Origin of the sequence: Methylocaldum sp. GT1TLB (assembly GCF_051027445.1) — a bacterium.
In the GTDB taxonomy this organism is placed as follows: Bacteria; Pseudomonadota; Gammaproteobacteria; order Methylococcales; family Methylococcaceae; genus Methylocaldum.
The window spans coordinates 1422912-1438618 of sequence record NZ_CP194898.1 but is presented as its reverse complement, the minus strand read 5'-3'; the positions used below and the strand labels follow the sequence as shown (position 1 = coordinate 1438618).

Sequence of the window (15707 nt, the reverse complement as noted above, 5' to 3'; positions counted from 1 at the left end):
GATTCGGAACCCTTCCTTTTCGAGTCGTTATCCGTGCGCTTGGTTCGTTACGGAATCCGATAATAAGGATAACAAACCGCGCAGCAAATCGATCGGGGTCGGCGGACACCCGGCAATGGCGAGATCCACCGGGATTACATTGGAAACCGCGCCGCAACTGGCATAGGACACGCCGAACTCGCCGCCGCAGACCCCGCAGTCGCCCACGGCGATCACCCATTTTGGATCGGCCGTCGCCTCGTAGGTTCGTTTCAAAGCGGCTTCCATATGGCGCGAGACCGGCCCCGTCACCATCAGGATATCGGCATGGCGCGGAGAAGCGACGAAATGCACGCCGAAACGCTCAACGTCGTAATAAACATTGCTGAGGGCGTGGATTTCCAATTCGCAGCCGTTACAGGAGCCGGCATCCACCTGGCGGATGGACAGGCTGCCCCGAAAACGTTTGTCGATCACTGCCTTGAGCCTGGCGCCCTCGCGTTCGACGGCCTCGTCTTTTGAGGCTGGCGGAATGCCCTCCGTTAGCACTCCGGTTCGAAAAATTTTGCCATACAGTCGTAACATCGAAACCTCCAGGAGAAAGCTGTCAGCCATCAGCCGTGGCCGTCAGCCATCAGCTGAAAACTGACTGCTGACGGCTCAAAGCTGATACCTATCTCAAAGATCATGACCGGAATAAGATCCGTTGACCGATTTATTGCAGACCGGAAAATCCGGCACGATGTTGCCGAGCACGAGTTTTTCCAGGGCCGGCCAATTGATGACGCTGGGATCGCGCGGGTAATAGCGGCTTATGCGGCCGCCCGCGCCGAAACGGACGTAGCAGAGAATTTCGCCTCGCCAGCCTTCCACGGCACCGAAGCCTTCGGCGCCTTCCTTCGGTGTTCGCCATTCCGAGACAAGGTCCCCGGAAGGGAGGCCGGCCAGCATTTGCTCGATCAAGCGCAGTGCGGCGCGCAGTTCCTTATAACGGACCCAGAATCTCGAGGCCACATCACCCTGGACTTCCACTGGCACACGTACCTTCAGACTTTCGTAAGGGGAGTAGGGGACATCGCGGCGCACGTCGAACCGCTGTCCGCTCGCCCGGCCCAGGTAGCCCAAAGCGCCAAGAGCAGAAGCCAGTTCGCCGGACAGCACGCCGGTGGTCAGGAACCGGTCTTCCAGCGACGAGTTGGCGTCGAGTATAGGCAGCAGTTCGTCCAGTTCCCGTCGCAGCGATGCAGTCGAATCCTGCATGCGACCAGCCGCATCCGGCGGGACATCCACGGATACGCCGCCCGGAACCAATGTATTCATCATCAAACGATGGCCGAACAGCGCCCGATTTTCCCTAAGCCATAGCTCGCGCAAACGGCCGAACTGATAGTAGCCCGCGGCGAATCCCACGTCGTTGCACAATGCAGCCAAGTCCCACAGATGATTGATCACCCGCTCGCGTTCCGCCAGGATGCCGCGGATATAAGCCGCGCGCAGGGGAATTTCGACCTTGGCCGCGCGCTCCATCGCCATGCAGGCGGTCCAGCTATGACCGACCGGCGTATCGCCCGATACTCGCCCGGCCAGCTTGACGAGTCCTGACGGATCACGTCCTTCGGCGATTTTCTCGATGCCCTTGTGTACATAACCGAGTCGTTCCTCCAGGTGCAGGATGGTTTCCCCCACCGCCTGGAAGCGGAAATGGCCGGGCTCGATGATTCCCGCATGGACCGGGCCGACCGGAATTTCGTAGACGCTCGCGCCATGGGCCTTGAGGAAAGGGTAGTTGCTGTCCGGTGGCGTCGAAGGCGGCGGTTGTCCGTCGGCCGGGAAGTTTTTCCGCAAGGGATAGGCGTTTTCGTCCCAGGCCTGATGGCGAATCCAGCGCTTGGGGTCCGGGTGGTCGATGAAACGGATGCCGAACAGATCCCGGATATGCCGCTCCGCCCGATCCGCCGCCCAGTAATATGGCGCATGCGAAGGCAGGCTGGGCTCGTCCGGCGGCAGATAGGTTCGGAGGATCAGATAGCGCCCTTCCTTCTCGAGGCAGGCATTCATTGCCAGGTCGGAGCCGCGGTCTTCCGCCCATGCCCCGGCCCAGCGCCAGTTCTGCGCGCTCGCTTGCTGCGCGGTTTTGCCCCAGTCTTCGCTTTCGATCTCGGTCAAGTCGGCCGGCAGCAACGGACTGGGCGTGATCGGCAGGATTTTCACGCCTTCCGAACGTAGGGCCGCATCGAGCATTGCACGCGCGTCGAGGTTTTCCGTAATGATCGACTCCTGCCGGCCGGAATTCTTCGAGACGAATTCCTTAGACTGATTCACCGCGGCCGGCTCTCCAGTTGAATAGCTTGCGGCGGCGCGCCGCCAGCGGATGATCCGAATAGGCGTCGTATCGCTCCAGGCCATGAACTTCGCACCGGCCGCCTGCCGCAATATAGTCGTGACGGAAGTGTTCGATGAACTCCATGACGGTATGGTCGACCAGGGATGCGTAGGTCAGATCGAAAACGATGGTTTCGCCGGCCGGCAGTTCGGCCAGCTCATCCTTCAGGGCCAGAAAATTGGAAAAGATGGCCGCACCGTTGAGCTTGATCCGGAAGCCGTTCGTGTCCCGCATGATCCGATAGGAGAGCTGGAACAGATTCCCGAGTTTCACGCCTTGCCAGCGGTGTATCAGCAACTTGGCCGCAATGCCGATGGCAACCCCGATCAGGAGGTCTGTAGTCAAAATGCCCACGATGGTAATGATGAACAACGCGAGCTGTTCGAAGCCGATATCGAGCGTCTTGGCGAACGCCTTGGGCGAAGCGAGTCGATACCCGGCGTAGACCAGCAAAGCCGCGAGCGATGCCAGCGGAATATCGCGGATGAGACGCGGGAACAAGGCCACGAACAACAGCAGAAAGAGGCCGTGGAAGAAATTCGACCAACTGCTGCGCGCGCCGTAACCGACGTTGGCGGAGCTGCGGACGATCTCGGCAATCATGGGCATGCCGCCGATCAATCCCGATAGCGTGTTGCCGACGCCGATGGCGGTAAGATCCCGATCGAGATCGGAGCGGCGGTGCTCCGGATCGAGACGATCCACCGCGGAGGCGACCAGCAAGGTTTCGAGACTGCCGATCAGCCAGAGACTCAAAACGGCATTCCAAAAGGCGAGCGTCCCGATTTTTGAAAAATCGGCGAAGACTAGGCTGTCCAAGAAGCTATCCGGAATATCGGCGAGAAATTGCGGAGTATTCACAAAGACATGCCGGTGCCAGGCTTCATTTTCGGGACCCTCGGAAAGGAGATAAAGCTCAGCCTGGTTCAAATCGAACGCCCGCCCCAGTATGAACCCGCTCAGAACGACCAGAATGGGCGCGGGAACCCTGCCGAAACCTTTGTTTCCCAGCAGCGGCCAGGCAAACATGATCAGAAGGCCGATGCCGCCGATCAGGAAGATTTCCGGATTGTAATGAAGAAGGCTTTGGGGAATATGCGCCAGACTCTGCACGGGCGTTTCGACGGCGGGTCCGGCGCCGACCAGGATATGGATTTGCCTCGCGATAATCATGATGCCGATGGCGGCCAGCGTACCGTGGGCAATGGCGGCCGGAAAGAAAGTCGCCAGCCGTCCCGCCCTGAAAATGCCCAGCAGGAATTGCAGAATGCCCGCCACGACGATCGCGGCCAGGGTGTAGCGGTAGCCGGCGAAGAGATCGCCTTCGCCCAGGGTATGAACCGCGGTGAACAAGACGGTGATCAGCCCGGCGGCAGGGCCCGTGATCGTCAGGCGGGCGCCGCCGATCCGGGAGACGACAAAGCCTCCGATAACGGCGCTGAGGATACCCGCCATCGGGGGAAATCCGGAAGCCATGGCGATGCCGAAGCACAAAGGCAGGGCGATTAGGAAGACCAGAAAGCCGGAGACCGCATCGGTGCGCCAGTTCTCGGCGAGATCGGTCACACTGCTTCGAATTGACTGAGGAATCCGTTTCAAAGGGGTGATGCTCCTGAAATGAGTTGAGTGGCCTGGCTGAACCAATCGCCCAAGAAGCCCGGAATGGATAGTCCGAGCCAGAGCACCAGAGCCAGGTGGATCATTACCGGCAACAAATTGGCCGGGATGGGCTTTTGGCCCTCCGGGACGTCCCCGTAGACCATGAGTTGCAAATGCCGGAACAGGCCGGCAAAGGCGACGCCGATGCCGATCAGAAGCAAAGGCGTCAGCCAGGGGTAATCGCGCATGGTGGCGATGAGCACCAGGAATTCGCTGGCGAACACGCCGAAGGGCGGAAACCCGGCGATGGCCACGGTGCCGATAAGAAGCCCCCAGCCGATGGCGGGCTGGGTCAGGATCAGGCCGCGAATCCGGTCCATGCGCTGGGTGCCGGCGAGCTGGGCGGCATGTCCCACGGTGACGAAGATCGCCGATTTGGTCAGCGAATGGGTGGTCATGTGGAACAGGGCGGCGAAGGTGGCCCAAGGGCTGCCGATGCCGAAGGCGAAGGTCATGAGTCCCATGTGCTCGATGGAGGAATAGCTGAACAGGCGCTTGATGTCGGTCTGCCGGTGCAGAAACAGGGCCGCCACCAGAAAGGACAGGAGGCCGAAGCCCATCATCAGATAACCGGCGACCTGGGTGCCGAGGGAGCCGTCCACCAGCATCTTGCAACGCACCACCGCGTACAAGGCGTCGTTGAGCAATAGCCCCGAGAGGATGGCCGACATCGGGGTCGGGCCTTCGGAATGGGCATCCGGCAGCCAGTTGTGCAGGGGCACGAGGCCGATTTTGGTGCCGTAACCCACCAGCAGGAACACGAAGGCCAGTCTCATGATATTGGGTTCGAGCGCGCCGGCGTTCACGTGCAGTACCGTCCATAGCAGCGCGTTGCCGCCTATGCCCAGTTTTTGTTCGGCGGCGAAATAAAGCAGCACCGTGCCGAACAGGGCGAGGGCAATCCCCACGCCGCACAGGATGAAATACTTCCAGGCCGCTTCCACCGACTCGGGCGTGCGGTACAGGCTGACCAGCAGCACCGTGGCCAGGGTCGCGCCTTCCATCGCCACCCAGAGGACGCCCATGTTGTTGGTCGTCAACACCAGGTACATGGCCAACATGAAGCCCTGATACATCGCATAGTACAGCCGCAGGCGCTTGACGTTGACGCGCCCGGTTTCCAGTTCGTGCGCCATGTAGGGGCCGGAGAAGATGGACGTGGTCAGCCCCACGAAAGCGGTAAGCACGATCAGATAGACGTTGAAGGAGTCGATGTAGAGAAGCTGACCCGAAGACAGTCGGGGGCCGTGAACCAGCACGTCGATGGCGAGCCAGATCGAAGCCGCCAAGGCCCAGGCGTTGCAGTGCACATTGATGCGTCCCGCCCGCCGGCTGTCTGCCAGAAGTCCGAGAATCGCCATGCCAGCCAGAGGAATCACCAGAACGAGATAGGCCGCGATCATGGCTTATCTACCTCGGTTAGCTTGCTGAGCCGGTCCACGTCGAGAGAGTCGATACTCTCGCGGATCTGGAAGAAGAACACGCCGAAAACGACCGCGGCGACCAGGACATCGGCCCCGACCCCCAATTCCACCACCATCGGCATGCCGTAGGTGGACACCACGGCCGCGAAGAACAATCCGTTCTCGATGGACATGAAGCCGACCACATGAGCCACCGCCTGCCGCCGGGTGATCATCAGCAGCATGCCCAGGAGGACGACGGCCAGGCTCACAGCAATGGCGTTGAGCGTCACCAGGGGCGAATGGGCGACGACGGGAAGACTCACGTAATAACTGAAGACCACCAGGAACGCCCCGCCCATCATTACCCTCGCCGGATGCTCGATCGTGTCGAGTTCACGGTGCAGTCCCAAGCGATAGATCATCCGGTGCAGCATGACAGGGATGAGTATGCCTTTGAGCAGAAAGCTCAAACCCGCCGAAATGTAAAGATGGGGAAAATCCAGGACGCCGGCGACCATGGCCGTGGTTGCCGCAAGCAGGATGCCCTGGATGGCGAATACCAGGACCAGTCTGACCAATCGGGACTGGCCGAGCATCAGGAACGAGGTCAGCGCGATGAGTCCCGCGAGCAGCAGGACTGCTTGGCTGTACAGGCTGAGTTCGGCGAAATCCATTAGCGAGCCGCCTCCAGAATGATGTGGCTGAGCATGCCGAGAACGCTGAGAAGGTAGGCGAAGCTCAAATACTCCTGCACCCGAAAAATACGCATCTTGGCGAACAGCACCTCGGAAACGGCCAGCATGACCGCCAGTACGGCGAGCTTTAGGGTAATTACTCCGAGACCTAATGCCAGCGCATTCACAGTGAAGGTTTGGGCGATCCCCCACGGAAAGAAGATGTTGGCGATGAGAACGCCATAGAGCATGAGTTTGATCTGGGATGCCCACTCGATCAGAGCTAGCCAGCGACCGCTGTATTCCAGGATCATGGCCTCGTGGATCATGGTCAGCTCCAGGTGGGTGGCAGGGTTGTCCACGGGAATGCGTCCCGTCTCGGCGATCGCCACCAGCATCAACCCCCCGAGGGCGAACACGAAGGACGGGCGCAGCACCAGTCCGGTGTCGAGCACGAAGTTCACGGCTTGGGACAGATTGGTGGTATGCGCGCTCATGGCCAGGGTGAACACCGCCATGAGCATGGCGGGCTCGGCCAGAGAGGAAATCGTCATCTCGCGCGACGAACCCATGCCGCCGAAGGCGGTGCCGACGTCCATGCCGGCCAGCACCAGGAACATCCGGCCGAGGGCGAAAAACCCCACCAACACGATGACATCGGCGATGCGCGCCGTGGGCAAATGAATCGCCGCCAGGGGGACAGTGGCCGCCGCCAGCACGGTGGATGCGAAGACGATGTAGGGGGCGGCACGGAAGATCCACGAGGCTGGATGCGGCACGATGGGCTGCTTCCGGTAGAGCTTCCGCAGATCCCGGTAAGGCTGGAACAGAGAAGGGGCCTTCCGGTTTTGCAGCCGGCACTTGACCCGCTTGATCCAGCCGGAAAGCAAGGGCGCCAAGGCGATGAAAAGCAGAGTCTGAAGTATTGCCATCAACCAGGCCATCAGCTCACCACCCACAGCAGAATGATCAGGGTAAAAAAAGCGTACCCGAGATAAGTGCGGATATTGCCGGTCTGCACGCGCCCGACCCAGCGGGCCAATCGGGTGACGGCCCGTCCCGACGGCTCGTACAGAACCGCCCAGGCGCGATCCAACACCTGGAATTGATATCGAAGCCCCGTCACGCGTGTGCCCGCAGGTCCTTCGGTTTGTTCTTCGACCGTCTCGCGGGTATCGAACACCGGCTCGAAAATGCGGCGTATCGGCATGCTGAATGAGCCTGAGGTGTACTGGGTACGAGGAGTCAATCCACCGAAACCGCAGTCCCAGGGTTCGGCCCGGCGCGGCTCAAGACCGGTGCGGCGGTAAAGGAGGTAATAGCATAGCCAGCCCACCGCCACGGTGCCCAGGAGGACTAGCGCCGGCGAATACGCCGCCACCTCCGGCGACACTGGCGTCAGCCATAGCCAGCCGAGAGCCGAGATGTTCGGCAGCACAAATCCGGTCAAGGATTGCGTCAAAGCGCCTAGCGCGTTGATGAGGGGCATCGGCAAAACGCCGAACAGCACACAGCAGGCGGCGAGTAAAGCCGGCCCCGCCAGCATGCCGGGGTGGCGGATCTCACGGGCGCGAGCGATGTGGCGGGAGCGGGGAAGCCCCAGGAAAGCCACGCCATACACCTTGACGAAACAAGTGGCCGCCAATGCGGAGGTCAGTGCCAACACCGCGCTGGCAGTCGGAATCAGGCTGCGGAGTATGCCGCTTTGGATGCTGCCGGCCTGCAAGGCCGTTTGGAATATCAGCCATTCGGAAACGAAGCCGTTGAAAGGCGGCAGGGCGGAGATGCTCAGCGTGCCGATCAAAAACAAGGCCGCCAGTTTCGGCATGCGGTGGATGAGACCGCCCATGTTCTCAAGGCTCTGTTCATGGGTTTGATGCAGGATGGCGCCTGCGCCGAGAAACAGAAGGCTCTTGAACAAGGCGTGGTTGAGCGAATGCAGTAACGCCGCCACCAGCCCCAGCGTTCCCAATAGGGATTGTCCGCTGCTTTGGAAAATCAGCGCAAGACCCAAAGCGGTGAAAATGATCCCGACGTTTTCCACCGACGAGTAGGCGAGAAGCCGCTTCAGGTTTTGCTGCTGCAACGCATAAAGAATCCCGAGCACGGCTGACGCCGATCCGATCAGGAGGACCAGCACGCCCCATTGCCACAAAAGAGACGGCAGTAAATCGAAGGTGAAGCGGATGAAGCCGTAGATCGCGATTTTCAGCATCACCCCGCTCATCAAAGCGGAAACGTGAGACGGCGCGGCCGGGTGGGCTTCCGGCAGCCACGTATGCAGGGGGACGAGCCCCGCCTTCATGCCGAAGCCTGCGAGCGCCAGTGCGAAGGCGATGCTCGCCCACAATGGGTTCAGCGCCGCACTGCGCAAAGCCTCGAACGTCAATCCACCGGAAAATCCCGCGAGGACGCCGAAAGCCAGAATGATCGCGATCGCCCCGATTTCCGCCATCAGCAAGTAGAGAAAGGCTGCGCGGCGATGGGCCGCGTGCTCGTGCTGGTAGGCGACCAGAAAATAACTAGCGACCGACATCAATTCCCAGGCAATCATGAATAGGAAGGCGTCGTTGGCGAGCAGTACCAGTTCCATGCCGGCAACGAACAGCCCGGTGAAAAAACCGAGGACCGAAAGCTTGTGTTTGCCGTGCTCGAATTCCCGAACGTAACCGGGACCGAACAAGCTGGCGGCGATCAGAGGAATGCCGAGCACGCAAAAGAAGAAACCGGCTAGCGGGTCCAGCGCCAAGTGCCAGTTCAGCCAGGGCAGACCGAAGGGCAGCGTCACGGTGCGGGTGGCGCCGCCGAGGAGCGCGATGAGGCCGGCTGTTACGGCGAACCCGCCCGATGCTCCCAACAGAACGAAGGGCATTGTCCGCGCCAGACGGGAAAAGCGACCCGGGGTAAGTCGTTCGTTAGTCCGCGCCGGACGGAAAGTCGCTTGCCCGACCCATCGCAGCATTCCGTGCCATAACAAGCCGTTCGGCCCCGAGACCAGTGCTGCAAGGGCGGACAGCAGCGCAGCCAGGACCGAAATGCCGGCTAAAAATAGGGACATCGGGGACGGGGATTTGTAAACCGCATGGGAAAAGCCGCATGCAATTCCGTTGCCAACAAAACGTCATCCATCATTTCAAGCACCTACACCTATCCCGCGGCCGCATTAGGTTGAAAACACCCGCTATAAGCGGTGATACATGTTCAATAGCACCATCGAAATGGCGCTCTACATTGCATGTTGCGACGATGTCGAGTCCCGTCCGAGTGGTAAATCTTAAAACAATTAACATCTTATGTGCATAAGAAGTTATCGGAACCCATATTGCGTGTTTGACACTGCTCATCTATCCCGATAAAAAAGCTACTTTCGAACGTTCGTGCGTGGACCGCGATGTTACTTGTTTGCAAATGGTGAGCAGGTTGATCCGGGAAGCTTATGGGGCCGGATTGGAAGGAACACGTATCCGAAGGTCGGCAGAGCGAATCGTAACGCCGCGCCTTCGATAAAGATCGAAAAGTTCGTAGTAGTCGCGGATCAAGTCGTCCGTTTGTTGTAAAAACGCTGTCTTTGGTCGTAGTATCGGCTTGGCGTGGGGGGATGTGGTGTCACTATTCGTTGACCGAATAACCGAGTTCGCCCGGAACCGCCGGAAAAAATGCGCGGGAGTTTCCTTAAGGAAGCTCTGATTAAGTCCTTCGACAGGCCTGTCCTGAGCCGAGTCGAAGGGCTCAGGACGAACGGTAAGGTATTGATTCCGTTCGTGGTGAGCTTGTCGAACGCTCTCCTGAGCCTGTCGAAGGGCATGAACGGAATCCACTTGTTCAGAGCTCCCTTAAAGCGAAACGGAAAGCCTAGCCCAGCTGACAGGGTTGGTTTTTTGCAGTATCGGCGTGTCTCGATTCCCATAGCGAAAAAATAAGCCGAAAAACCGCCGTTTTTCGGTTTATCGCATTTTCGGCAGGAGGATGTCGGAAAACCAGGATGACAGTCCTCTGCTAAAGTTAAGCCGACAATTCATTGTCGGTCCTCTCTTCAGAATAAGAACAAGAAAAGGTGTTGCTTGAGGATGATGTCTAAATCCACCGGAAATTTGCACCGACTGATCGGGTGCGGGTGGGTTAGCTTTCTCCTATCACTTGCACTTGCGGTAATCGTTGCCCTTGGCTGTGCCGGCAAGCCCGTCATGGCAGGCGAGCCCAGCCCCAAAATTTATGCAGCGGAAGAGCGAGCTGATTCACTCTCCGCTGACACCCTGCGCGAAATCTTCTTCATGCGATTGACGAGTTGGCCTGATGGCACGCCAATTCGTGTTTTCGTACTGCCGGATAAACATCCTCTGCATGTCCGTTTTTCCAAGGAAGTGTTGGGTGTCTATCCCTTCCAGCTACGCGCGGCATGGGACCGGCTGGTTTTTTCGGGGACAGGTTTAATCCCGCATATGGTCGAGACGGTCGGAGAAATGCGCGAGATGGTTCGGGCGACTCCTGGAGGTATTGGATATGTTGACAAATAGGGGTTTTCTAGGGAAGGCGCTGGCCATGCGGATCGTCGGTCCTCGAACGATCGCGCGTATGGCTGCAACGGTCGCCTGCTTTTTCGTATCCGGCGTGGCAGCGGCGCTGGATTTCAGCACTATTGACTGGCAGTTGCATGGTTTTGCGAGTCAAGGATTTACCTATACCACGAGCAATCAAGTGTTCGGCGCGAGCCGTGGCGGCAGTCTGGATTTCACCGAAATTGGCGTCAACGGATCCGTGCGATTGCTGCCAAACCTGTTGTTTTCCGCTCAAGGGCTCTATCGCAACGCCGGAGGTTCCGATCGGGAGGATTTTCGGCTCGATTTTGCCCAAGTGGATTACAACGGCACGTTTCTCGACTCGGCTTTAACGCTTGGCGTGCGGGCGGGGCGAGTCAAAATACCGTTCGGACTATACAACGACACTCGGGATGTGGTCTGGACCCGGCCTTCGGTGATTCTGCCCCAGTCGGTTTATTTCGACACGCTCGGGCTCAGGCAGGCGATGATCTCGGCCGACGGAGGACTGCTGTATAGCCGCTATAACTGGGGCGATCATCGCTTCAATTTGGAATTCATGGTCGCGGAACCGCAGGATGATACCGGCGATGCCACCGATTTCCTCACCGGCATGCTCAACTCGCCCGGTAGAATGGATGGGCGTCCCTTGTTTCTCGGGCGAGCCGTCTATGAGTGGATGGGCGGGCGGGCGCGTGCCATGTTCAGCGTGGTCGACCTGGACCGTGACTTCAGGTCGCGTGCAAGCGGAGTTCCATCCGGCAACATCCAGGCTTTATATCCTTTGTTCTCTCTGCAATATAATGCAGAGCGCTGGTCGTTGACTGCGGAATACGGTTGGGTCGATGCCCGTCGCAGTGGTTTTACACCGGTTCCCATAGAGAATACCTCGGAGGGGTTTTATGTACAGGGAGAGTACCGATTGAGCGATGACTGGTCGGCCGTACTTCGCTATGACGTTTTTCATGCGGACCGTGACGACCGAAGCGGTCGTTCCTTGGCCGAGCAAACCGGCCAAGCACGCCACCGCTTTTACGCTTATGATCTTGCCGTCGGTGTCCGCTGGGAATTTGTGCGGAATTGGCTGATTGCGGCGGAATACCACAACGTGGAAGGTACCGCCTGGCTCTCTCCTCACGACAATTCCGACTTGCTGAGAGGCGGGGGAGATCCTCACTGGGATCTCTTTTCTGTAATGGTATCGTTTCGTTTCTGAAGCCGTTGCTGGAAAGGATAAATGAGGAATGACACAAACCGTTTTTGGACATTGCGCCGAAAAGGGTTTGTACTGTTGAGTCTGCTCTTGTTGACGCTCGGTGTCGCTTTCGGCGCACTGAACCATTGGAATTTAAGGACTCAATTCAAAAACCAGCAAGCCGTTCGCAACGCGGCTCTTAGGACTGAATTCAAAGAGCTTATAGAGCGTTCGGCCGACCGCTTGCAACGCCTGGGCGTGGTGCTTGCTTCGCTCGGTAGGTTGGATCGGTTCATCACGGCGCCGCGCGAGAATCAAACCGCTGCCCGTTTGCAGGGATTTTTTTCCAGCGTACGGTACGAATTGGACGTCGAGCGGATCGAGCTGTTCGATGCGGCAGGTAATTCAGTTCTGAGCTGGTCTTCGTCAATGGCGAACGCGGTTCCACAAGACCGGTTACAGGACGTTTTGAGCCGAGTCCTCGAAACGGAGCAGCCGATGACAATCTTGACCTGTCAACCGGGTTGCAGCCTTCATGCTTTTGTTCCGTTGCTTTCTGCGGGACGAAATGTAGGCATCCTTTCTCTCAGCCAGATGATTACCGATCTGGTGCTGGACTTTTCGGCGGGTGCCGGAACGGCTGTCGCAATCCTCGTGGCCTCTCCGGGAACCGGCGAAAAGGTTCTGGAAGCCTGGGGCCTGCGTGTTGCTGCGTTGTCCAATCCGCAACAGCTGGAGCCTTTCTTGAGGAATCTCGCCGAGCACTATCCGGGGCCGGATATGCTCACAGCCGACCAATGGCTGGAATGGAAGAAGAAAAAATTCACGGTTTATGCTTCGCCGCTGAACGACATCCTGGCGGGCGGCGAGACCGGCCAACTTATGTTCATCGTGGATGCTAGCGCTTCGGCCGCGGCGCTCGACCAGGCCAATCGGGACGCCCTGGTTGTCGTCGGGATGTCTTTAGCCATAGCCGAAGTCCTGCTGTTGGTATTGCTGCATGCTCCGCTACGGCGCATTCAACATCTTGCATCGACATTGCCATTGCTGGCTCACGGCAACTATCACAAAGTCAACGAGCGGCTAAAGACGCTCAGCCGCCTGGTCGAATGGAAAGACGAAATCGACATCCTCTATGCCACGTCCATCCGTTTGGCTCATCAGATCGAAGAGCATCAAAACACCCTCGCGGCGGAGAGGGACTTTATTCAAGGGCTGCTGGACAACGCCCAGGTTTTGATTCTGACTCAAACTCGCGACGGCAGAATTCGTACGGTTAATGAATTGACGTCCCAGATCTTGGGACGTCCCGGCGAGACGCTCAAAAACGCCCGATTCGTCGAGCTGATCGAAATCGATAACGAAACCAGTGATATCGCCCGGAATCTCGAAAAGCTGTTCTCCAACCTGCTGCATCGTCTGGAACACGAGTCGGTCCTGACCTGCTGCGACGGCACCAAGCGGCATATCGTATGGGTGCATACGCGTTTGGGCTTGGAGCAGGAGAACGGCATTGCCGTGCTGTCCATCGGTTTGGACGCTACTGAAAGAGTCCAGGCCGAATCCCGTATACGCTGGCTGGCGAACCACGATTCATTGACCGGGCTCCACAATCGGCTCTGGTTCAAGGACGAGCTGGAGCGGAGTTTTGCCGAGGCGGAGCGGAACGGTACCCCGGCGGCCCTGCTCTTGTTCGACCTGGACCATTTCAAGGACGTCAATGACAGCAGCGGACACGCTGCCGGCGATGCGCTGCTGTGCCTTTTGGCCAACGAGCTGCAGGCGCGGGCACGCAAGTCGGATGTTCTGGCTCGCTTGGGGGGCGATGAGTTTGCCGTTCTGATGACCGGTACCGACCGGTCGGGAGCAGAGTACTTTGCTCAGGATCTCAATCAGCGCTTGACCGAGAAGCCTTTCCGCTTCGGCGACCGAAGCTATCGCATTTCCGCGAGCATAGGTATCGCCCTGATTCCGGAACATGGCAAGGATGTGGAAGAGCTTATGGCGAACGCCGACGCGGCCATGTATCAGGCAAAAAAAGCAGGGCGAGGACGGTGGCATTTGTTCTCGCACTCGGGCGAAGAACGCGCTCAGATCAGTCACCGGGCGTATTGGCGCAACGTTATCGCCCAATCTTTGGATCAAAAGCGTCTATTTTTTCATTATCAGCCCGTAGTGGACGTGGCGACGGGGCTTGTCGCTTATCACGAGGCGCTGCTTCGCTTGAAGCTGGACGACGGACGCATCGTTCTTCCGGGTGAATATATGGACGTCATTTTGCGTTCGGACTTGATGAGCGCCATCGATTCATATGTCACTCGGGAGGCGATCGAAATCCTTGGCAAGATTCGTTCGGCGCGCCTTTCGATTAATCTTTCCGCTGCCGCGCTGACCGATCCGGGATGGGCGGAGCCGCTCAAACAAGCGGCGCGCGACGGAGTCTTGGCTCCGGAACGTTTATTGCTCGAGATCACAGAGACTGCCGCGATCGCCGATTTAGAGGCGGCTCGGCGGATTATGGACGAATTAACCGATATTGGCTTCGGATTCGCGATGGACGATTTTGGGGCCGGGTTTGCGTCCTTTCATTACCTAAGACACTTGCCGATCAAGCATGTGAAGATTGACCGTTCATTTATCAGCCGTCTAGCCAATGACGATGACGACAAAGTGTTTGTCAGCGCCCTGACCACGCTCGCTCATGGCTACAGGCAAAAAATCGTCGCCGAAGGAGTTGAAAATGCGCAGACACTAATTCGGCTTCGAGAATTAGGAGTCGATCTGGTACAGGGCTTTTTTATCGGACGTCCCGATCGACAGTTAAAGCCGGCAACAATGTCCGTGATCGATTTACCGTTGGTTGGATCGTAAGCGGCATCCGCATACTACTTTTATCAACTAATAATTATGAGCACGATCACGCTACCCGAATTTTACTGTCCGTTTCCCTCGCGCCTCAATTCTCATGCCGAAGCGGCTAATCGTCATACCCTGGCGTGGGTGAGGCGTTTCAATTTGGTTACCGACGATCGCGAATGGCAGCGGCTGGAAGCTTCCAAATTCAGCTGGTTGGCAGCCCGCGCCTATCCCGATGCTCCTTACGAAGGACTTAATATCGTCTCGGATTGGAACACTTGGCTATTCATTCGCGACGATCAATGCGACGAGTCGGGTTTCGGGCGGAGTCCGGATAAACTTGCCCATTTTCATGAGCGGTTGACTGAAATTCTTACCGGTCGCGAGCCTAACGAAACGGATCTGCCGCTTGCTCGAGCACTGCACGACCTTTACCTTAGACTGCGGCAAATAGCAAACGACGACTGGATGTGCCGGTTTATACTCAGCGTCGTCGAATATTTCGAATCCTCGGTTTGGGAAGCTAAAAACCGTGCAAGCGGAATTACGCCGGACCCGCTAACGTATGTGACGATGCGCCCGTTTACCGGAGGACTTTATACCGATATCGAGCTGATAGACGTCGTGGAAGACATAAGTCTGCCGCTGCACGTGCGCAAACACGATACGCTGCAGAATCTGATCCGGATGGCGAACAATGTGGTTTGTTGGTCCAACGACATCATTTCTTTCGCCAAGGAAGTCCAGCACAATGATGTCCATAACCTGGTCGTGACGTTCCAGCACCATCGTCGGTTGTCTCTTCAGGATGCAATTCAGCAAGCGGCGGAGCTGACGAATAGAGAAGTCCGCAATTTCATCGCATTAAAAGAGCAATTGCCCACGTTCGGAGCTGCGATCGATAGCGACGTTCAGCGTTTTGTCTCGGTTCTGTGCTCGTGGATGCGCGGCAATCTCGATTGGTCCTACAGCTCGGGGAGATATGTAGTGTCGATCGTCGGCAATGGTCCGAAATGATGA

General features: G+C 58.0%; 12 protein-coding genes. 5 read left to right on the top strand and 7 right to left on the bottom strand.

What is annotated here, in order from left to right; genetic code table 11:
* Nucleotides 1–27: 27 nt before the first annotated feature.
* The 7 genes from ACR2R1_RS06215 to hyfB form a co-directional block, all read right to left on the bottom strand.
* The gene (locus ACR2R1_RS06215; protein WP_434113162.1) at nt 28–564 is read right to left on the bottom strand and encodes an NADH-quinone oxidoreductase subunit B family protein; all 537 of its coding nucleotides are present in this window, start codon (nt 562–564) and stop codon (nt 28–30) included.
* Nucleotides 565–657: 93 nt separating this feature from the next.
* Nucleotides 658–2301, bottom strand: a complete 1644-nt coding sequence (locus ACR2R1_RS06210; protein ID WP_434113160.1) for an NADH-quinone oxidoreductase subunit C — start codon at nt 2299–2301, stop codon at nt 658–660.
* Nucleotides 2288–3928, bottom strand: coding sequence for a SulP family inorganic anion transporter (locus ACR2R1_RS06205; RefSeq protein ID WP_240507017.1), 1641 nt, complete (start codon nt 3926–3928; stop codon nt 2288–2290). Before ACR2R1_RS06205 ends, ACR2R1_RS06210 begins: the two co-directional genes overlap by 14 nt.
* Nucleotides 3929–3957: 29 nt before the next feature.
* A complete protein-coding gene (locus ACR2R1_RS06200) occupies nt 3958–5424 on the bottom strand; it encodes a hydrogenase 4 subunit F (RefSeq protein ID WP_077730503.1) in 1467 nt (488 codons plus the stop codon).
* Nucleotides 5421–6101, bottom strand: coding sequence for a formate hydrogenlyase (locus tag ACR2R1_RS06195; RefSeq protein ID WP_347257738.1), 681 nt, complete (start codon nt 6099–6101; stop codon nt 5421–5423). Before ACR2R1_RS06195 ends, ACR2R1_RS06200 begins: the two co-directional genes overlap by 4 nt.
* A complete protein-coding gene (locus tag ACR2R1_RS06190; RefSeq protein ID WP_077730505.1) occupies nt 6101–7045 on the bottom strand; it encodes a respiratory chain complex I subunit 1 family protein in 945 nt (314 codons plus the stop codon). Before ACR2R1_RS06190 ends, ACR2R1_RS06195 begins: the two co-directional genes overlap by 1 nt.
* Complete coding sequence (hyfB, locus tag ACR2R1_RS06185) at nt 7045–9159, bottom strand: hydrogenase 4 subunit B (RefSeq protein ID WP_347257739.1); 2115 nt, start codon at nt 9157–9159, stop codon at nt 7045–7047. Before hyfB ends, ACR2R1_RS06190 begins: the two co-directional genes overlap by 1 nt.
* 272 nt (nt 9160–9431) lie before the next feature.
* Between hyfB and ACR2R1_RS06180 the strand changes: the two genes are divergently transcribed.
* From ACR2R1_RS06180 to ACR2R1_RS06160, 5 genes are all read left to right on the top strand, one after another.
* On the top strand, nt 9432–9608 hold the full coding sequence (locus tag ACR2R1_RS06180; RefSeq protein ID WP_434101607.1) for a hypothetical protein: 177 nt from the start codon (nt 9432–9434) through the stop codon (nt 9606–9608).
* A gap of 560 nt (nt 9609–10168) precedes the next feature.
* Nucleotides 10169–10615: a substrate-binding domain-containing protein gene (locus ACR2R1_RS06175; protein ID WP_240507015.1), complete on the top strand. Its 447-nt coding sequence runs from the start codon at nt 10169–10171 to the stop codon at nt 10613–10615.
* Nucleotides 10602–11852 (top strand): porin, encoded by a 1251-nt coding sequence (locus ACR2R1_RS06170; RefSeq protein WP_133716447.1) that lies wholly within the window; start codon nt 10602–10604, stop codon nt 11850–11852. The genes ACR2R1_RS06175 and ACR2R1_RS06170 overlap by 14 nt, the downstream gene beginning before the upstream one ends.
* A 21-nt stretch (nt 11853–11873) precedes the next feature.
* A complete protein-coding gene (locus ACR2R1_RS06165) occupies nt 11874–14702 on the top strand; it encodes a bifunctional diguanylate cyclase/phosphodiesterase (protein ID WP_347257741.1) in 2829 nt (942 codons plus the stop codon).
* Nucleotides 14703–14738: 36 nt separating this feature from the next.
* The gene (locus ACR2R1_RS06160; RefSeq protein ID WP_156880017.1) at nt 14739–15704 is read left to right on the top strand and encodes a terpene synthase family protein; all 966 of its coding nucleotides are present in this window, start codon (nt 14739–14741) and stop codon (nt 15702–15704) included.
* The last annotated feature ends 3 nt before the right edge of the window (nt 15705–15707 follow it).